The sequence below is a fragment of the Allobrachymonas sp. genome, from assembly GCF_041912815.1.
GTDB lineage: Bacteria > Pseudomonadota > Gammaproteobacteria > Burkholderiales > Burkholderiaceae_C > Brachymonas.
The window spans coordinates 62,847-80,495 of record NZ_JAYRLV010000008.1; the positions used below are offsets into that span (position 1 = coordinate 62,847).

At 65.1% G+C, this 17,649-nt stretch carries 15 protein-coding genes; 7 read left to right on the plus strand and 8 right to left on the minus strand.

The features are described 5' to 3' along the window. Window positions 1-38 precede the first annotated feature (38 nt). The 4 genes from ACE3P9_RS07810 to ACE3P9_RS07825 all read left to right on the plus strand — a co-directional run bounded on the left by ACE3P9_RS07810 (window position 39) and on the right by ACE3P9_RS07825 (window position 6,379). Window positions 39-2,534 (plus strand): PAS domain S-box protein, encoded by a 2,496-nt coding sequence (locus tag ACE3P9_RS07810; RefSeq protein WP_374493070.1) that lies wholly within the window; start codon window positions 39-41, stop codon window positions 2,532-2,534. Window positions 2,535-2,592: 58 nt separating this feature from the next. Then, window positions 2,593-3,219 carry a response regulator transcription factor gene (locus ACE3P9_RS07815; RefSeq protein ID WP_374493073.1) on the plus strand — a complete coding sequence of 209 codons (627 nt, stop codon included), beginning with the start codon at window positions 2,593-2,595 and terminating at the stop codon, window positions 3,217-3,219. 83 nt (window positions 3,220-3,302) lie between these two features. Then, window positions 3,303-4,166, plus strand: coding sequence for a bifunctional methylenetetrahydrofolate dehydrogenase/methenyltetrahydrofolate cyclohydrolase FolD (gene folD, locus ACE3P9_RS07820; RefSeq protein WP_374493075.1), 864 nt, complete (start codon window positions 3,303-3,305; stop codon window positions 4,164-4,166). An 89-nt stretch (window positions 4,167-4,255) separates the two neighbouring features. Next, on the plus strand, window positions 4,256-6,379 hold the full coding sequence (locus ACE3P9_RS07825) for a M3 family metallopeptidase (protein WP_374493077.1): 2,124 nt from the start codon (window positions 4,256-4,258) through the stop codon (window positions 6,377-6,379). Between the two features lie 120 nt (window positions 6,380-6,499). On the opposite strand, the gene hisD is transcribed toward ACE3P9_RS07825, so the two are convergent. From hisD to apbC, 7 genes are all read right to left on the minus strand, one after another. Continuing rightward, the gene (gene hisD / locus ACE3P9_RS07830) at window positions 6,500-7,816 is read right to left on the minus strand and encodes a histidinol dehydrogenase (protein WP_374493079.1); all 1,317 of its coding nucleotides are present in this window, start codon (window positions 7,814-7,816) and stop codon (window positions 6,500-6,502) included. A gap of 112 nt (window positions 7,817-7,928) precedes the next feature. After that, the gene (gene hisG / locus ACE3P9_RS07835; protein WP_374493081.1) at window positions 7,929-8,594 is read right to left on the minus strand and encodes an ATP phosphoribosyltransferase; all 666 of its coding nucleotides are present in this window, start codon (window positions 8,592-8,594) and stop codon (window positions 7,929-7,931) included. Further along, window positions 8,591-9,874 carry a UDP-N-acetylglucosamine 1-carboxyvinyltransferase gene (murA, locus tag ACE3P9_RS07840; protein WP_374493083.1) on the minus strand — a complete coding sequence of 428 codons (1,284 nt, stop codon included), beginning with the start codon at window positions 9,872-9,874 and terminating at the stop codon, window positions 8,591-8,593. Before murA ends, hisG begins: the two co-directional genes overlap by 4 nt. A gap of 26 nt (window positions 9,875-9,900) precedes the next feature. After that, window positions 9,901-10,143 (minus strand): BolA family protein, encoded by a 243-nt coding sequence (locus ACE3P9_RS07845; RefSeq protein ID WP_374493085.1) that lies wholly within the window; start codon window positions 10,141-10,143, stop codon window positions 9,901-9,903. 85 nt (window positions 10,144-10,228) lie between these two features. After that, the gene (locus tag ACE3P9_RS07850; protein ID WP_374493185.1) at window positions 10,229-10,969 is read right to left on the minus strand and encodes an ABC transporter permease; all 741 of its coding nucleotides are present in this window, start codon (window positions 10,967-10,969) and stop codon (window positions 10,229-10,231) included. A 104-nt stretch (window positions 10,970-11,073) separates the two neighbouring features. Beyond that, window positions 11,074-12,015 (minus strand): ABC transporter ATP-binding protein, encoded by a 942-nt coding sequence (locus ACE3P9_RS07855; protein WP_374493086.1) that lies wholly within the window; start codon window positions 12,013-12,015, stop codon window positions 11,074-11,076. A 61-nt stretch (window positions 12,016-12,076) separates the two neighbouring features. Continuing rightward, window positions 12,077-13,177, minus strand: a complete 1,101-nt coding sequence (gene apbC, locus ACE3P9_RS07860; protein WP_374493087.1) for an iron-sulfur cluster carrier protein ApbC — start codon at window positions 13,175-13,177, stop codon at window positions 12,077-12,079. A 369-nt stretch (window positions 13,178-13,546) separates the two neighbouring features. On the opposite strand from apbC, the gene metG reads away from it, so the two are divergent. Both metG and ACE3P9_RS07870 read left to right on the plus strand, forming a co-directional pair. Next, a complete protein-coding gene (gene metG / locus ACE3P9_RS07865) occupies window positions 13,547-15,685 on the plus strand; it encodes a methionine--tRNA ligase (RefSeq protein ID WP_374493187.1) in 2,139 nt (712 codons plus the stop codon). A gap of 52 nt (window positions 15,686-15,737) precedes the next feature. Next, window positions 15,738-16,520, plus strand: a complete 783-nt coding sequence (locus ACE3P9_RS07870; protein WP_374493089.1) for a YoaK family protein — start codon at window positions 15,738-15,740, stop codon at window positions 16,518-16,520. A gap of 99 nt (window positions 16,521-16,619) precedes the next feature. Here the strand turns inward: ACE3P9_RS07870 and bamE are convergent, their stop codons facing one another. Further along, window positions 16,620-17,156: an outer membrane protein assembly factor BamE gene (gene bamE, locus ACE3P9_RS07875; RefSeq protein ID WP_374493091.1), complete on the minus strand. Its 537-nt coding sequence runs from the start codon at window positions 17,154-17,156 to the stop codon at window positions 16,620-16,622. 227 nt (window positions 17,157-17,383) lie between these two features. On the opposite strand from bamE, the gene ACE3P9_RS07880 reads away from it, so the two are divergent. Next, window positions 17,384-17,590 carry a DUF3460 family protein gene (locus ACE3P9_RS07880; protein ID WP_374493093.1) on the plus strand — a complete coding sequence of 69 codons (207 nt, stop codon included), beginning with the start codon at window positions 17,384-17,386 and terminating at the stop codon, window positions 17,588-17,590. The last annotated feature ends 59 nt before the right edge of the window (window positions 17,591-17,649 follow it).

The following is a 17,649-nucleotide window of genomic DNA, read 5'->3' on the forward strand; positions in this document are numbered from 1 at the left end:
GCCACGCGTGCCGTGTCGTGGCCTGCCTGCGCACAACCATGTTGAACACCGTCCTGCCCAGCCCCTGGCGCGCCGCCTTCCAGCGGTGGTGGGGCACCCTGCCCGCCCATCGGCAGGACCGCGTCGCCAGCCTGCTGCCACTGCTGGCAGTGGCCATGTTCGCCATGGCTGTCGTGAGCGCCATCGGCTACCTGCGCATGGAGGAATGGCACACCGAGAACCAGACCCTCCAGCGCGACGGCGAATACTCCCGCCAGCGCATCTCGGTGCGCCTGGCCGAACGGCTCGAACTGCTGCAGAAGTTCGGCCATGAGCTGACCCTGCCGGCTGGGGCGCTGATGCACTTCAATCGGAAGGCCGATCTTCTGCTGGCCGACAACCCCGAAATCCGCGATCTCACCTGGCTCGACGCACAGGGACGCGTGGTGGCAAGCCGCGACCTCATGGGCGCCATGGCGAGCCAGCCGCTGCCCGACGGCGAAGGTGCCGCCCCTGCCCTGCATCCCGATCCGGCCCTGCTGGCCCGGGCCGGCAGCGAAAAGCGCGCGCTCTACCAGGTCACGCGTGCCTCGCAGGGCAACGACGCCGTGCTCGGCATGGTGGTGCCGCTGTATGCACACGGCAAACTCTCGGGCTATCTCTATGCCCGCCAGCTGCTGAGCTCGCTGCTGTACTACGCAGTTCCCTCGGACATCTACGCCCGCTACACCGTGGCGCTAGTCAACTCCGCCCAGCAGGTGCTGGCGGGACAGGTGGCCACGCAGCACGCGGCAGCGCCCTCCTCGTGGCCCGTATGGCTGTCGCAGTCCGGCAATGCCTACAGCGCTCCCATTGCACCGCTCGGCGGCGACATTGCCCTGCACCTGCAGTCCTACCGTGCCGATGACCGCATGGTCAACCGTTCCATGCTCCTGGTGCTGCTGGCCATGAGCGTGCTGACCGCCTGGGCGCTGCTCGCCAACTGGCGGCACCTGCGGCGGCGCCAGCGCTCCCAGCATGCCCTGGAACAGGAAACCAGCTTCCGCCGCGCCATGGAGGAATCCATGGTGGTGGGCATGCGCGCGCTGGACATGGAAGGCCGCATCCAGTACGTCAATGCCGCCTTCTGCCACATGACAGGCTGGTCGCCCGAGGAACTCATCGGCGAGGCCCCGCCCTACAGCTTCTGGCACCGGGACGACTACGAGCGCAACACCCGCATCCTGCAGAAGACCCTCGACGCCCAGATTCCCCAGGGCGGCTACGAAATGCGCGCCCTGCGCAAGAACGGCACCACTTTCGACGCCCGCATGTACATGGCGCCTCTCATCGGAGCCGACGGCGTGCAGACCGGGTGGATGTCCTCCATGACCGACATCACCGAGCCCAACCGCATCAAGCGGCAGCTCTCCAGTGCCCACGAACGGTTCGCCCGCGTGCTCAACTCGCTCGACGCCACGGTCTCGGTCGCCCCGCTGGGCGGCAAGGAACTGCTGTTCGCCAACAACGTCTACCGGCAATGGTTCGGAGACGACGGAGCCTCCGGCCATCTCCAGATGCTCACCGAGGCCGCCACCCAGATCCCCGCCCACGTCGAGGCCGATGCCTCCTCTTCGGAAGGACTGCACCCCAGCATGCTGCCCGGCATCTCCAGCAACAACACCGAGGTCTTCATCCCCGAGCTCGACCGCTGGGTGGAAGTGCGCTCGCGCTATCTGGAATGGGTCGATGGCAGCCTGGCCCAGCTCGTCATCGCCACCGACATCACCGCCCGTCGCCACGCAGAGGAACTCAGCCAGCAGCAGGAAGCCCGTGCCCAGGCTGCGAGCCGGCTCATCACCATGGGAGAAATGGCCTCCAGCGTGGCCCACGAGCTCAACCAGCCCCTGACCGCCATCACCAACTACTGCAACGGCATGACCAGCCGCATCCGGGCCGGCACCATGGACGACGGCGCCCTACTCGACGCCCTGGCCAAGACCAGCCGCCAGGCCCAGCGCGCCGGCCAGATCATTCAGCGCATCCGCTCCTTCGTCAAGCGCAGCACCCCCAACTACGCCGAGGCAGGCGTGGCTGGCATGGTCACCGAGGCCGTGGAGCTGGCCGAGATCGAAATGCGCCGCCGCCACGTCCGCCTGCGCTCGCGCATCACCCCCGGCCTGCCGCTGCTGCATGTCGACCGCATCCTCATCGAACAGGTGCTGGTCAACCTCATGAAGAACGCTGCAGAAGCCATCGACACGGCAGGCATGCCCACCGACCGGCGCCTGATCGACCTGGATGTGGGACTGGCCATGCGCGAGCAGAGAACGGTGGTCGAATTCCGCATCACCGACACCGGCAAGGGCCTCTCGCCCGACACCCAGCAACACCTCTTCGAGGCCTTCTTCACCACCAAGACCGAGGGCATGGGCATCGGGCTCAACCTCTGCCGCAGCATCGTGGAATCCCACCATGGCCGGCTGCGCGCGGAGAACCTCTACAATGAAGGCCAGGTGACAGGGTGCTGCTTCAGCTTCTGGCTGCCCGTGCCGGAAACTGGTCATGCCGGGTGATGGCAGGCGGCATCCTCCGTCTTTTTCCTAGTGCTTCTTCCCGAATGGCGTTGCAACGATGAGCTTGATTCCCGACAAAGGCACCCTGTATGTGATCGATGACGACGAGGCCGTGCGCGACTCGCTCCAATGGCTGCTCGAAGGCAAGGGCTACCGGGTGCGCTGCTTCGACTCGGCCGAATCGTTCCTGTCGCGCTACGATCCCCGCGAAGTGGCCTGTGCCTTCGTCGACATCCGCATGGAAGGCATGAGCGGACTGGAACTGCAGGATCGCCTGATCGAACAGAAGTCCCCGCTGCCCATCGTCTTCATCACCGGCCATGGCGACGTCCCCATGGCCGTGGACACCATGAAGAAGGGCGCACTCGACTTCATCCAGAAGCCCTTCCGCGAGGAAGACGTCGAAGTGCTGGCCGAGCGCATGCTGGCCCGGGCCCGCACCGCCTTCGTCGAGCACCAGCAGGCCAGCACGCGCGAAAGCCTCCTCGGCAAGCTCACCAACCGCGAATCCCAGGTGCTCGAACGCATCGTGGCCGGCCGCCTCAACAAGCAGATCGCAGACGACCTCAACATCAGCATCAAGACTGTGGAGGCCCACCGCGCCAACATCATGGAAAAACTCCATGCCAACACCGTGGCCGACCTGCTCAAGGTGGCCCTGGGCTCCGGCACTCCCAAGGCGTGACGCCGCAGGCGCTCCACCTTCCGCATTCCCGCTTCCGGCGGGAATGTTTTTTTTGAACCATCCCTTCCGCCCATTTCACTCCCATGACCGCCCAACTCATCAACGGCAACGAACTCTCCAAGCAACTGCGCGCCGAAGTGGCCCAGCGCACCACGGCCCTGCGCGCGCGCGGAATCACCCCAGGCCTCGCCGTCATCCTGGTGGGAGACAACCCCGCCAGCCAGGTCTATGTGCGCAACAAAGTCAAGGCCTGCGAGGAAGCCGGTCTGCACTCCGTGCTCGAAAAGTACGACGCCTCCATGACCGAAGCCGAACTGCTGGCCCGCGTCGAGGCCCTCAATGCCGACGCGTCCATCCATGGCATCCTCGTGCAGCTGCCTCTGCCGGACCATATCCATGCCCAGCGCGTGATCGAGGCCATCAGCCCCGCCAAGGACGTCGACGGCTTCCACGTGGCCAGCGCAGGCGCTCTCATGACGGGCATGCCCGGCTTCTGGCCCTGCACGCCCTACGGCTGCATGAAGATGCTCGAATCCATCCACTATGATCTGCGCGGCAAGCATGCCGTGGTCATCGGACGCAGCAACATCGTGGGCAAGCCCATGGCCCTCATGCTGCTGGCCAAGGACGCCACCGTCACCATCTGCCACAGCCGCACCCCCGACCTCAAGGCACAGACCCTGCAGGCCGACGTGATCGTGGCAGCCGTGGGGCGCCGCAACACCGTCACGGCCGACATGGTCAAGCCCGGTGCCGTGGTGATCGACGTGGGCATGAACCGCAACGATGCCGGCAAGCTCTGCGGCGATGTCGACTTCGATGCCGTCAAGGAGGTGGCCGGCTACATCACCCCCGTGCCGGGCGGTGTCGGCCCCATGACCATCACCATGCTTCTGGTCAACACCCTGGAATCGGCCGAACGCGCCGCCCAGGCCGCAGGCGTCTGAGCCCCATCCGGCCGGCACACAGAAAAGCCAGGGGGAGCATCAGGCGGCTCACCGCTTGAAGCCGGGAGTTTTGCCCATAAACTCCCCACATGAACCTCACGACCACTTCCCCCTCCCTTTCGGCCGATCTCGCGTCCAATCCGCTGCTGCAGGACAGCGCGCTGCCCCTGTTCGACCGCATCCGCCCCGAGCATGTCGGCCCTGCCATTCAGTACCTGCTGCAGGCCTGTGACCAGGCACTTGCCCAGGTCACTGCACCCGACTTTCCGGCCGACTGGCACCAGCTGGCCCTGGTGCTCGACGTGGCCACCGAACGGCTGGGCCGTGCCTGGGGGGCAGTGGGACACCTCAAGAGCGTATGCGACACGCCGGAGCTGCGTGAAGCCTACAACGCCATGCTTCCGGCGGTCTCCGACTTCTTCACCCGCCTCGGAGCAGATGAACAGCTCTACGCCAAGTACAAGGCCATTGATCCGTCGGGACTCGACTCTGACCAGCGTCAGGCCCTGCACAATGCCCTGCGGGACTTCCGGCTCGGCGGCGCCGAGCTCCAGGGGGATGCCCGCGAGCGCTACGCCACCATCCAGGACCGCCTGGCTGCCCTGACCCAGAAATTCAGCGAAAACGCGCTCGACGCCACCGACGTCTGGTCCCTCTACGTCGAGGAATCCGACCTGGCAGGCGTGCCGGCCGATGTGGTGGCAGCCGCCCGTGCAGCTGCGCAGGCCGATGCGCATGCAGGCTACAAGCTCACGCTCAAGCTGCCGTGCTATCTGCCCGTCATGCAGTTTGCCCAGAGCAGCTCCCTGCGTGAAACGCTCTACCGCGCCTATACCACCCGCGCAAGCGAACAGGCACAAGGAGATGGTCGCCGCTTCGACAACAGTGCCGTCATTGCCGAAATCCTGGCCCTGCGCGACGAAGAGGCCCACCTCCTCGGCTACCCCAACTACGCAGCCATGTCGCTCGTGCCCAAAATGGCGGAAAGCCCCGAGCAGGTCATCGCCTTCCTGCGCGACCTGGCCGCCAGGGCACGCCCCTTTGCCCAACAGGACATGGCCGATCTGCGTGCCTATGCCCAGGAGCATCTCGGCCTGCAGGATCCGCAGCCCTGGGACTGGACCTATGTGGGCGAAAAACTCAAGGAAGCCCGCTACGCCTTCAGCGAGCAGGAGGTGAAACAGTATTTCCCGGCACCGCGTGTGCTCGCCGGTCTGTTCCGCATCGTCGAACAGCTCTTCGACGTCCAGGTGCTGCCCGACCAGGCACCCGTGTGGAACGAAGGGGTCACGTTCTACCGCCTCGAACGCCAGGGCCAGCTGGTCGGCCAGTTCTATCTCGATCCTGCTGCACGCAAGGGCAAGCGCGGTGGCGCCTGGATGGACGACGTGCGTGCCCGCTGGCTGCGCCCGGACACCGGCACCCTCCAGACTCCCGTGGCCCAGCTCGTGTGCAACTTCGCCAGCGGCGTGGACGGCAAGCCCGCCCTGCTCACCCACGACGATGTCATTACCCTCTTCCACGAAACCGGACACGGACTCCACCACATGCTCACCCGGATCAACGAGCACGATGTCTCCGGCATCAGTGGGGTGGAATGGGATGCCGTGGAGCTTCCGAGCCAGTTCATGGAAAACTTCTGCTGGGAATGGAAGGTGCTCGAAGGCATGACGGCGCATGTCGACACCGGCGCGCCCCTGCCCCGCGCCCTGTACGAACGCATGCTCGCTGCACGTAACTTCCAGAGCGGTCTGCAGACCGTGCGCCAGATCGAGTTTGCCCTGTTCGACATGCTGCTGCACAGCCAGCCGGTCCCTCCCGCGGACATCATGCCCCTGCTGGAGGAAGTGCGCCGCGAAGTGGCCGTGATCCAGCCCCCGGCCTACAACCGCATGGCGCACACCTTCAGCCATATCTTTGCCGGAGGCTATGCGGCCGGCTACTACAGCTACAAGTGGGCCGAGGTGCTGAGCGCCGATGCCTATGCCGCCTTCGAGGAAACGGCCGCTGCCGACGGCAGCGCAGACCCGCAGACCGCCCTGCGCTACCGCCAGGAAATCCTGGAACGCGGTGGCAGCAGACCCGCACTCGAATCGTTCGTGGCCTTCCGTGGACGCAAGCCTACGGTCGATGCCCTGCTGCGGCACAGCGGCATGGCAACCTCATCGGCCCAATGCCCCATGCGGGAGGCCTCGGGCCGACGCCTTTCCTGACGCTCCAAGGACAAGGCGCATCCCCTGCTGCCCCCTGCAGTCGGGAGTGACAGGCAGCAGCAGGGCTGCCTGCCTGCGTGGTGATGCCGGCAGCTTGCTGCGACAGCGGAGGACTTGAGCTTACTTGAGCCGGAACTCGGCTGCACGGGCGTGGGACTGCAGTCCTTCCCCGTTGGCAAGCACGCTGGCGATGCGTCCCAGCGTCTGAGCTCCGGCTTCGCTCACCTCGATCAGGCTGCTGCGCTTCTGGAAGTCATACACGCCGAGCGGCGAGGAAAACCGGGCCGTCCCGCTCGTGGGCAGCACATGGTTGGGGCCTGCGCAGTAATCCCCCAGGCTTTCGCTCGTATAGGCCCCCAGGAAGATAGCACCCGCATGCCGCAAGAGCGGCTCCCAGCGGTGCGGCTCGCGGCTGCTCACCTCCAGGTGCTCGGGCGCGATGCGGTTGCTGATGTCGCAGGCTTCTTCCATGCTGCGGGTATGAATCAGGGCACCGCGTCCTTCCAGACTCTTGGCGATGATGGCGGCGCGGGGCATTTCGGGCAGCATGCGCTCCATGGCCTCGGCCACAGCGTCGATATAAGCAGCATCGGGACACAGCAGGATGCTCTGCGCCAGCTCGTCGTGCTCGGCCTGACTGAACAGATCCATGGCAACCCATTCGGCGGGCGTGCTGCCATCGGCCAGTACGAGGATCTCGCTGGGCCCCGCAATCATGTCGATACCGACCGTGCCGAACACACGGCGCTTGGCGCTGGCCACATAGGCATTGCCGGGCCCGGTGATCTTGTCGACCTTGGGAATGGTGGCCGTGCCGTAAGCCAGCGCTCCCACAGCCTGCGCACCGCCCACCGTGAAGGCGCGTGTGACACCGGCCACATGGGCTGCCGCCAGCACGAGCGGATTACGCTCGCCCCGGGGCGTGGGCACCACCATGAGAATTTCGGGCACCCCGGCCACATGGGCCGGAATCGCGTTCATGAGCACACTGCTCGGATAGGCGGCCTTGCCGCCGGGGACGTAGATGCCCACCCGATCCAGTGGAGTGACCTTCTGTCCCAGCAGGGTGCCGTCCGCGTCGCGGTAGGTCCAGCTTTCACCGCTGGCCTTCTTCTGTGCCTCGTGGTAGCTGTGCACGCGCCGGGCCGCTGCCTGCAGAGCGTCGCGCTGATCGGTGGGCAGTCCTTCGAAGGCCACCCGAAGGGTATCGGCTCCGAGTTCGAGCTCGGCCATGGACTGCACACCCAGACCGTCGAAGCGCTGGGTATAGTCCATCACCGCCGCGTCACCCCGCGTCTGCACATCTGCCAGGATGTCCGCCACGCGCTGCTCGATCTCGGCGTTGGTATCCGCACTCCAGTGCAGCCGCGCCTGAAAGGCGGCATCGAAATCTGCCTGTGCAGTAGACAGGCGCAGGGGACGGGCGTGCAGGGTCATCTTGGTATACCTTCGGAGCAGATGCGAAATGAAGACACGGCCCTCCCCCACCGCCTTTTCTTCAGAAAGGCTGCGGGGGGACGAGACCGCAGGCAGAAAACCGGCAGCAGGATCAGGCTGCTTCCTTCTGATGCTGAACCGCCTGTGCAAAGGTGTCAATCAGGCGGCGGATGGGCTGCTGCTTGAGCTTGAGCGCAGCCTGGTTGACCACCAGGTGGGAGCTGATCGGCATGACATGCTCCACTTCCACCAGGTTGTTGGCGCGCAGGGTATTGCCGGTCGAAACCAGATCGACGATCGCATCGGCCAGTCCCGTGAGCGGAGCCAGCTCCATGCTGCCGTAGAGCTTGATGATGTCCACATGCACCCCCTTGCCGGCAAAGAAGTCACGGGCGATGTTGACATACTTGGTGGCCACGCGCAGGCGGGCGCCCTGCTTGACCTTGCTGGCATAGTCGAACCCGGCAGGCACGGCCACACTCATGCGGCACTTGGCGATGCGGAGATCCAGCGGCTGGTACAGTCCCGTCTCGCCCCACTCGGCACAGTGCTCGATCAGGGTGTCGCGTCCCACCACACCCATGTCCGCCCCGCCGTACTGGACATACGTCGGCACGTCGGTGGCGCGCACCATCACCACCCGCATGTCGGGCTGGTTGGTGGGCAGAATGAGCTTGCGGGACTTCTCGGGGTCTTCCAGCACCTCGATGCCGGCTGCTGCCAGAAAGGGCAGCGTTTCCTCGAAGATGCGACCTTTGGAAAGGGCTAGGGTAATCATTCGGATACTCGTTCAATGTCAGCCCCGAGCGCGCGGAGCTTGACTTCCATCTGGTCATAGCCGCGGTCGAGGTGGTAAATGCGATCGATGGTCGTCTGGCCTTCGGCCACCAGGCCGGCAATCACCAGGCCGGCAGAGGCACGCAGGTCGGTGGCCATGACAGTGGCACCGGAGAGCTTGCCCACGCCTTCGACCATGGCGTTCTTGCCGTCGATCTGGATGTTGGCACCCAGGCGAGCCAGCTCGCTGACGTGCATGAACCGGTTCTCGAAAATGGTTTCGGTCACCATGCTGCTGCCCTGGCTCACGGCATCGAGTGCCATGAACTGGGCCTGCATGTCGGTGGGAAATCCGGGGTACTCGGTGGTGCGGAAGCTCTGGGCCTTGAGATGCTGCCAGGCCGGGCCGGACGAATGCACGCGCAGGCCCTCCGGCACTTCGGTGATGTCCACTCCGGCGTCGCGCAGCTTGTCGATGACGGCATCGAGGTGGTCACGCCGTCCGTGCCGCAGCACCACGTCGCCCCCCGTGGCAGCCACCGCGCACAGGAAGGTGCCGCACTCGATGCGATCCGCCACCACGGCATGCTCGCAGCCGTGCAGCCGCTCCACGCCCTCGATGACGATGCGGCGGGTGCCGTGCCCCTGGATGCGCGCCCCCATGCGGATGAGCATGTCGGCCAGGTCAGTGATCTCGGGCTCCTGTGCCGCGTTCTCCAGCACGGTGGTGCCTTCGGCGAGCGATGCCGCCATCAGGAAATTCTCGGTGCCGGTGACCGTGATCATGTCGGTGGTGATGCGCGCGCCGCGCAGGCGGGACTGTCCTTCCGGCAGTCGGGCCACCATGTAGCCCTGCTCCACGTCGATGATGGCCCCCATGGCCTGCAGCCCCTTGATGTGCTGCTCGACGGGACGCGCACCGATGGCGCAGCCTCCGGGCAACGACACCCGTGCCCTGCCGCAGCGGGCAAGCAGCGGCCCCAGGGCCAGCACGGAAGCCCGCATGGTCTTGACCAGCTCGTAGGGGGCTTCGGGATGGATGGGGTCGAGAGCATGAAAACTCATGCCGCCGCGTTCGCCATGCGTCTCGATGGTCATGCCCATGTTTTCAAGCAGGCGCCGCATGGTCGCGACATCGCGCAGGCGGGGCACGTTCGTGAGCTTGACGGGCTCATCGGTCAGCAGGGTGGCGCACATCTCGGGCAGGGCGGCATTCTTGGCCCCGGAAATGTCGATGGCGCCATGCAGGGAGCGGCCGCCCCGGATCAGGAGTTTGTCCATACGCGTCGTTTCCTTTGTTGGTTCTACTAGTCTTGGAGCTGTGCCCACTCCGTGGGAGTGTAGGTCTTCATGGACAGGGCATGGACCTCGTCGGTGTGCATGCGTGCACCGAGGGTGGCATACACCTGCTGGTGGCGTGCCACGGCACGCCTGCCCTCGAAGGCAGGCGAGACGATGGTCGCAAACCAGTGCCGGCCATCCCCTTCCAGGGTGATGTGGTCACACGGCAGTCCGGCGGAGATGAGTTGTCGCAGTTCGTCAGCAGTCATGGTGCGAGAGGAAAAAGAAGGAGATGCGATGTGCGTCCACTATCGGAGAACAGCGCACGGGGCGGCACACGCACGCCCCGGCGCGTCAGCCGCGCAGCTTGTATCCCGTGCGCAGCAGATGCATGCACAGAGCCGACAGCAGCAGCAGCGTGGTTCCCGACACGCCCAGACTCCACCAGGGCGACACGTCGCTCACCCCGAAGAAGCCGTAGCGGAAGCCATCGATCATGTAGAAGAAGGGATTGAAGTGGCTCAGTACCTGCCAGATGCCCGGCAGGGAATGGATCGAGTAGAACACCCCTGCCAGGAAGGTCATGGGCATCACCACGAAGTTCTGGAACATGGCCATCTGGTCGAACTTGTCCGACCACAGTCCGGCGAGCAATCCCAGGGTTCCCATGAGCCCGTTGCCGATCAGGGCGAACACCGCGATCCAGAGCAGCGAGGCGGCCTGGGCAGGCGCATACAGCAGAGTGACCAGATACACCCCGATGCCCACAAGAAGCCCCCGGGCCATGGCAGCCCCCACATAGGCCACGAACCAGTTGCCCGCCGACAGCGGCGTGAGCAGGATGAAGACGAGGTTGCCCATGATCTTGCTCTGCACCAGGCTGGAGGCGCTGTTGGCGAAGGCATTCTGGAGCATGCTCATCATGACCAGGCCGGGCACGAGGAAGGCGATGTAGCTCACGCCCGGGTACACCTGCACCCGGTTGCTGAGCACCTGCCCGAAGATGAGCAGATAGAGCACGGCCGTCAGCACGGGCGCGGCGATGGTCTGGAAGGCGACGCGCCAGAAGCGCAGGACTTCCTTGTAGAGCAGCATCTTCCAGCCGTCGGTGGCGGCCGGAGGAACCTGCAGGCCGGCAAAACCGCTGCCGCCGATGGTGGTCGTGGCCGGTGCGTCATGGGGAATTCGGTCGAGGGCGCTCATGGCTTCTCCGTGGCGTGCGCTGCAGGAGGCGCTGGCTCGTGCATGAGATGGATGAAGACATCCTCCAGATCCGGCTTGCGGATCTCGATGTCTTCCACGGTCACTCCTGCCTCGCGCAGCACGGCCAGATCGTGCTCGATCTCTGCAGGGGTCTGGGCTGGCAGCTCCACCGAGCGCCCGGTCTTGCGGGCACGGGCCGCCAGTTCGGGCGGAAGGCTGCCATCGGTCTTGAAATGCAGCATGGTCGAGGTCGCGCTCGCCAGCAGGGTGCTGGTTTTTTCCAGGGCGATGACGCGCCCGTTCTTGAGCATGGCAAGGCGGTGGCACAGGGCCTCAGCCTCCTCGAGATAATGCGTGGTCAGCAAGACGGTATGGCCCTTGCGGTTGAGGTCGGCCACGAACTGCCACAGTGTCTGGCGCAGTTCGACGTCGACGCCTGCCGTGGGCTCGTCGAGCACGATCACGGGAGGACGATGCACCAGCGCCTGGGCCACCAGCACCCGCCGCTTCATGCCGCCCGAGAGCTGGCGCATGTTGGCGTCCGCCTTGTCTGCGAGACCCAGCCCTTCGAGCAGGGTATCGATCCAGGTGTCATTGTGGTGCAGGCCGAAATAGCCCGACTGGAAGCGCAGCGCCTCGCGCACCGTGAAGAACGGGTCGAACACCAGCTCCTGCGGCACGATGCCCAGATGCCGACGGGCCTGGGCGTAGTCGGTGCGCACATCAAAGCCGTGCACCCGCACGGTTCCGGAGGTGGCCTGCGCAAGGCCCGCGAGAATGGAGATCAGTGTGGTCTTGCCTGCACCATTCGGCCCCAAGAGGCCAAAGAACTCTCCGTGGGCAATGTCGAAGCTCACATGATCGAGCGCAGCCACGGCAGGCACATGTCCGCGTGGCGGATAGGTCTTGGTGAGCGATTGAAGGGAGACAGCAGGCATAAGGCAGCAATTGTAGCTTTCCGGCGCCCTGCCCACCGTCCACCCCGCGCATCGCGGCAGATCAGGTCTGCTGCGAGACCTTGATGGTGGGGAACTTGTGCGTATAGTCACGCCCCGATCCGGCAATCTCGGCCGCGACACGGCGCGCGATGTCGCGGTAGATGCCGGCTTCCGCACTCGCGGGGGCAGCCACCACAGTGGGCTGTCCGCCATCGGCCTGCTCTCGAATCTGCAGCGACAAGGGCAGCGCACCCAGATATTCAAGACCCTGTGCCTGCGCCAGGCGCTTGCCGCCTTCCTGACCGAAGATGTGCTCCGCATGACCACACTGGCTGCAGATGTGCACGGCCATGTTCTCCACGATCCCCAGAATGGGCACTCCCACCTTCTGGAACATGTTGATGCCCTTCTTGACGTCGAGCAGCGCAATGTCCTGCGGGGTAGTGACCATCACCGCCCCCGTCACCGGCACCCGCTGGCTCAGGCTGAGCTGGATGTCGCCCGTGCCGGGAGGCATGTCCACCACCAGATAGTCGAGCTCGTCGTCCGGTGCCGTGCCCCAGTGGGTCTGGTGCAGCAGCTGGTCGAGCGCCTGGCTCGCCATGGGGCCACGCCAGATCATGGCCTGGTCGCCCTCGATCAGGAAGCCAATGGACATCACCCGCAGGCCATGGGCCACCAGAGGCTCCATGAGCTTGCCGTCCAGGCTCTCGGGGCGGCCCTGCACGCCCAGCATCATGGGCATGCTGGGGCCGTAGATGTCGGCGTCGAGCACGCCCACGCGTGCGCCCTCCGCCGCAAGCGCCAGGGCCAGGTTGGCCGCAGTGGTGCTTTTGCCCACCCCGCCCTTGCCGGAGGCCACCGCCACCACATTGCGCACGCCCTTGATGAGCTGGATGCCGGACTGCACCACATGGGGCACGACCTCGGTGCGGATGTCGACCGCCACCTCCCGCACGTCCGGCAGGGTGCGGGCCGCCGCCTCCAGTTCGGCCCGGATGCGGGCATGCTGGCTCGCGGCCGGATACCCCATGACCAAGGTGAAAGACAACCGGCCCTGCGTCCAGACAAGATCCCGGATCGTGCGTTCATTGACCAGGCTCTGGCCACATTCGTCCCTGACACCAGCCAGTGCCTGCAGAAGAGGAGCGGGTATGCTCATTGCGAATATCCTATGCGGTGAAAATCAGAACGACGGCCAGCTTGCCCCGGGAGAGACGCCCGTTCGCACAGAAGGACTCCATGCCCCTGCGCGACCGACCTCCTCCGCGATCACTGCCGTCCCGACTGCCCCGCAGTGTAGCCAATGCCACCATGTCCCCACACCGATGCGGTCATGGAAAGGGCCGCCGGGGGTGTCCTGCAGCCAAAGGGGCGCCGCCCCATGCCGGGCCACGGCACCCCGTTTAGAATCGGAACCCCGGGCCCGGACATCCGAGGATGCCGCTGCCCCATGCATGCCATGGCCCTGCCGGAACCAGGTTGCCCATCATTGCCCATTTCCGTTCCGTCGATCGATTCTCCCTTCCGCATCATGTCGCGCAAACTCTTCGTCACCACTGCCCTGCCCTATGCCAACGGCACCTTTCACATCGGCCACATCATGGAGTACATCCAGGCTGACATCTGGGTGCGCTTCCAGCGCATGCAGGGCAACGAGGTCAAGTTCGTGGGCGCGGACGATGCCCATGGCGCCCCCATCATGATCGCCGCCGAAAAGGCCGGCATCACCCCACAGCAGTTCGTGGCCAACATCGCGGCGGGCCGCCGCCAGTACCTCGAAGGCTTCTACATCAGCCACGATCACTGGTACAGCACCGACAGCCCCGAGAACACCGAGCTCGCCCAGGCCATCTACCGCAGCATCAAGCAGGCCGGTCTCATCGCCACACGCACCATCGAACAGTTCTACGATCCCGAGAAGGGCATGTTCCTTCCGGACCGCTTCATCAAGGGCGAGTGCCCGAACTGCGGTGCCCATGACCAGTACGGCGACAACTGCGAGGTCTGCGGCGCCGTGTACGCCCCCACAGAGCTGCGCAACCCCTACTCGGCCCTGAGCGGCGCCACCCCCGTGATGCGGACGAGCGAACACTACTTCTTCCGCCTGTCCGATCCGCGCGCCGTCGCCTTCCTGCAGGAATGGACCGCCAGCCAGAGCCGTCCGGGCGTGCCCCATGTGCAGCCCGAAGTGCTCAACAAGATCCGCGAATGGTTCACCCCCGACGAGAACGGCCACACCCAGCTTGGCGACTGGGACATCTCGCGCGATGCCCCGTATTTCGGCATCGAGATTCCCGACGCTCCGGGCAAGTACTTCTACGTCTGGCTCGATGCCCCCATTGGCTATCTGGCCAGCCTCAAGCATCTGCTGGGGCAGCAGGGCATCGACTATGACACCTACGTCAACGACCCTGCGGTGGAGCAGTACCACTTCATCGGCAAGGACATCATCACCTTCCACACCCTGTTCTGGCCGGCCATGCTGCATTTCAGCGGCCGCAAGACGCCCACCGGGGTGTTCGTGCATGGGTTCCTGACCGTCAACAACGGCGAGAAGATGAGCAAGAGCCGCGGCACCGGCCTGGATCCGCTCAAGTATCTGAGCCTGGGAATGAATCCCGAGTGGCTGCGCTACTACCTCGCTGCCAAGCTCAATGGCCGCAACGAGGACATCGACTTCAATGCCGACGACTTCATGGCCCGCGTCAACAGCGACCTCATCGGCAAGTTCGTCAACATCGCCAGCCGCTCGGCGGGTTTCCTGACCAAGCGCTTCGGGGGTCGGCTCGGCACACTCGACGCCTCCGGCAGCGCGCTGCTTGCGGACCTGCAGCAGGCCGGCGCAACCCTGGCCGACCTCTACGAAAAGCGCGACTATGCCCGCGCCGTGCGCGAGATCATGGCCCTGGCAGACCGCGTCAATGCCTATGTCGACCAGAACAAGCCCTGGGAGCTGGCCAAGTCGCCTGAGCAGTCCGAGCGCCTGCATCAGGCCTGCAGCCTGTGCATCGAGGCCTTCCGCGTGCTGGCCATCTACCTCAAGCCCATCCTGCCGCAACTGGCGGCCGAAGTGGCGCAGTTCCTCATCGTGCCGCCCGAGAACTTCGCCGATGCGGCTCGGGCACTCGGCGCAGAGCACCAGCTTGGTGACTTCAGGCACCTGATGCAGCGCGTCGACGCCAAACAGCTAGACGCCCTGTTCGGCGTGGCCGAGCCTCAGGCAGCCCCTGCCAAAAAGGCAGCCCAGACCGCAGCCCCTGCTGCCTCCGCCTCCGATCCGTCAGCTCCAGGTGGCGAGCCCATTGCAGACACCATCGGCATCGACGACTTCGCCCGCATCGACCTGCGCATCGCGCGCATCGTCGCCTGTCAGGCCGTGGAAGGCTCCAGGAAGCTGCTGCAGCTCACACTCGACGTGGGCGAAAAGGACGATGCCGGACAGCCCCGCACCCGCAATGTGTTCAGCGGCATCGCCAGCATGTATGCGCCCGAACAGCTGGTGGGCAAGCTCACCGTCCTCGTCGCCAACCTCGCTCCGCGCAAGATGAAATTCGGCCTCTCCGAAGGCATGGTGCTGGCCGCCAGCCATGCCGACGAGAAGGCCCACCCGGGCATCTACGTGCTCGAACCCTGGGAAGGCGCGCAGCCCGGCATGCGCATCCACTGATCCACTGCTCCCCTTGCCGGTCAGCCCTGGCCGCCCGGCAAGGCTCCGTCCCATGTACCGAGTGTGGTTCCGTCCCTTTGCCGATCTGGTCAGCCTGCAGCGCACACCGCAAAAGGATCTGCGCCTGGGCATCGTGCTTACCTTCATTGCAGGAGCCACCAACGCCGGTGGCTTCCTGGCCGTGGGGCAATACACCTCCCACATGACAGGCATCATCTCGCATGTGGGGGATGAATGGGTGCTGGGCCATTGGCGACCTGTCATCATCGGCCTGCTGGCCTTTGTCTTCTTCGTGCTGGGCAGCATGTTCTCCACCTGGTGCATCCAGTGGTCGCTGCGCCGCCGGCTGCGGAGCGCCTATGGGCTGCCCTTCCTGTTCCAGGCGGCGTCCATGGTGGTGTTCGGCTTCTTCGGAGCGGCCATCACCCGTACCGGCCATCTGCTGGTGCCCCTGACCGTGCTGCAGCTGTGCTTTCTCATGGGCATGCAGAATGCAGCCTACGGCCAGATCACCCTCAACAACGCACGCAGCACCCACATCACTGGCATGACCACCGATCTGGGCATCGAGCTCGGACGCCTGACCTACCGCAACCGCATGCCCGGTCCCCACAGGGTGCTGGCGCACCGCTTCAGACTCTGGTCGCAGGTCTGGATGCTGGCGGCCTTTCTTGCCGGCGCCATCGTCGGCTCATGGGGATTCAACCGGGTGGGCTACATCACCATCCTGCCCTTTGCCTATGCGCTGGTCCTGTTCTCTGCCGCCACCCTGCAGGACGATCTGCGCAAGCTGCGGCGTCTGTACCGACTGGCTCACCGTCAGCGCCAGACCTGACAGAAAGAAGAAAGAGCCAGCCAGATCCGTCGCCTGTCACCTGTTGCATCCCGGTTTTTGAGGCGCGAGAGCCCCTCCATGAACGGCCCTTTCTTCTCGTCAGGGCTTGCCGGCCGTGGAGCTCATGTCCTGGGGATCCTCGCCGATCGCGGTCGACACCACAGCCAGATCCGCATCGAACGTGGCTGTGAACAGGCTCGCGGCACCGTGCCCTTCACGGAAACGCCATGTGTAGACCGTCTGATGCTGCAGCGGATATGGCGTCACCCTGGCAGGCTGCCCCAGCAGTTTGCGCACATCCTCCATGGGCATGCCCGGCTGAACCCGGGCAAAGTTCTCGCGCGTGAGCACCTGTCGCAGCGCCGTCACCTTGCCATCCTGGCCGATGGTGATCATGTAGTTGGTGGTGCCCTGGGGCTGCCGGTTGTATTCGAACACCCGGGCGCCATCCGGCCCATCCCAGATGTTGGCAGGCTTGCCCCAGCGCGCCAGCACTTCGCTCTCGGTCGTCACATCCTCCTCCGTGCCAGCCACGCGGTCGTTGTCGCACCCTGCCAGCACCAGCATGGCCCCCATGCCGGCTGCAAGCAGAAACCGGCGCCCGATACCCTCGCGAACCGCAAAAAATCCACCCATGCATACGCTCCATTCGCCACGCCCCTCGGCGCCGCACGAAGACAGCCTACCATGCGCCCCATCCGCTAAAATGGCGACAACTGTAAGAATATGGACGTCCATGCTTCCTCCGGGAAGCGATGAGGGAGTTTTCCGGCCATCCGCGCTGAGCCCCATGCGCCCGGCGCCCTCATCTCTTGCTCTGTTCCACCGGCAGCCCGTCCGCTTCCCTTTTCTGTATCTTCATCATGAGCATCTTCCGCCGCCCCGACTACCAGTCTGACGCCACCCGTTTCCTCAAGGAACTCCACAAGGAACGCCCCGGGCTGGATGAGCGCCAAATGGCAGGCCGTGCCCTGCTGTGGGACAAGGACATCAACCGCGAACTGCAGTCCGAATTCAAGGCCGGTCGCGTGCCCCAGAAGCCCTACGTCTACCAGACCAGCGGAGAGTGACCACCAGGTCCCTGTCTGCCGATACAGCGGCATCCCCGCCCCCTGGCCTGGCGTCCTCC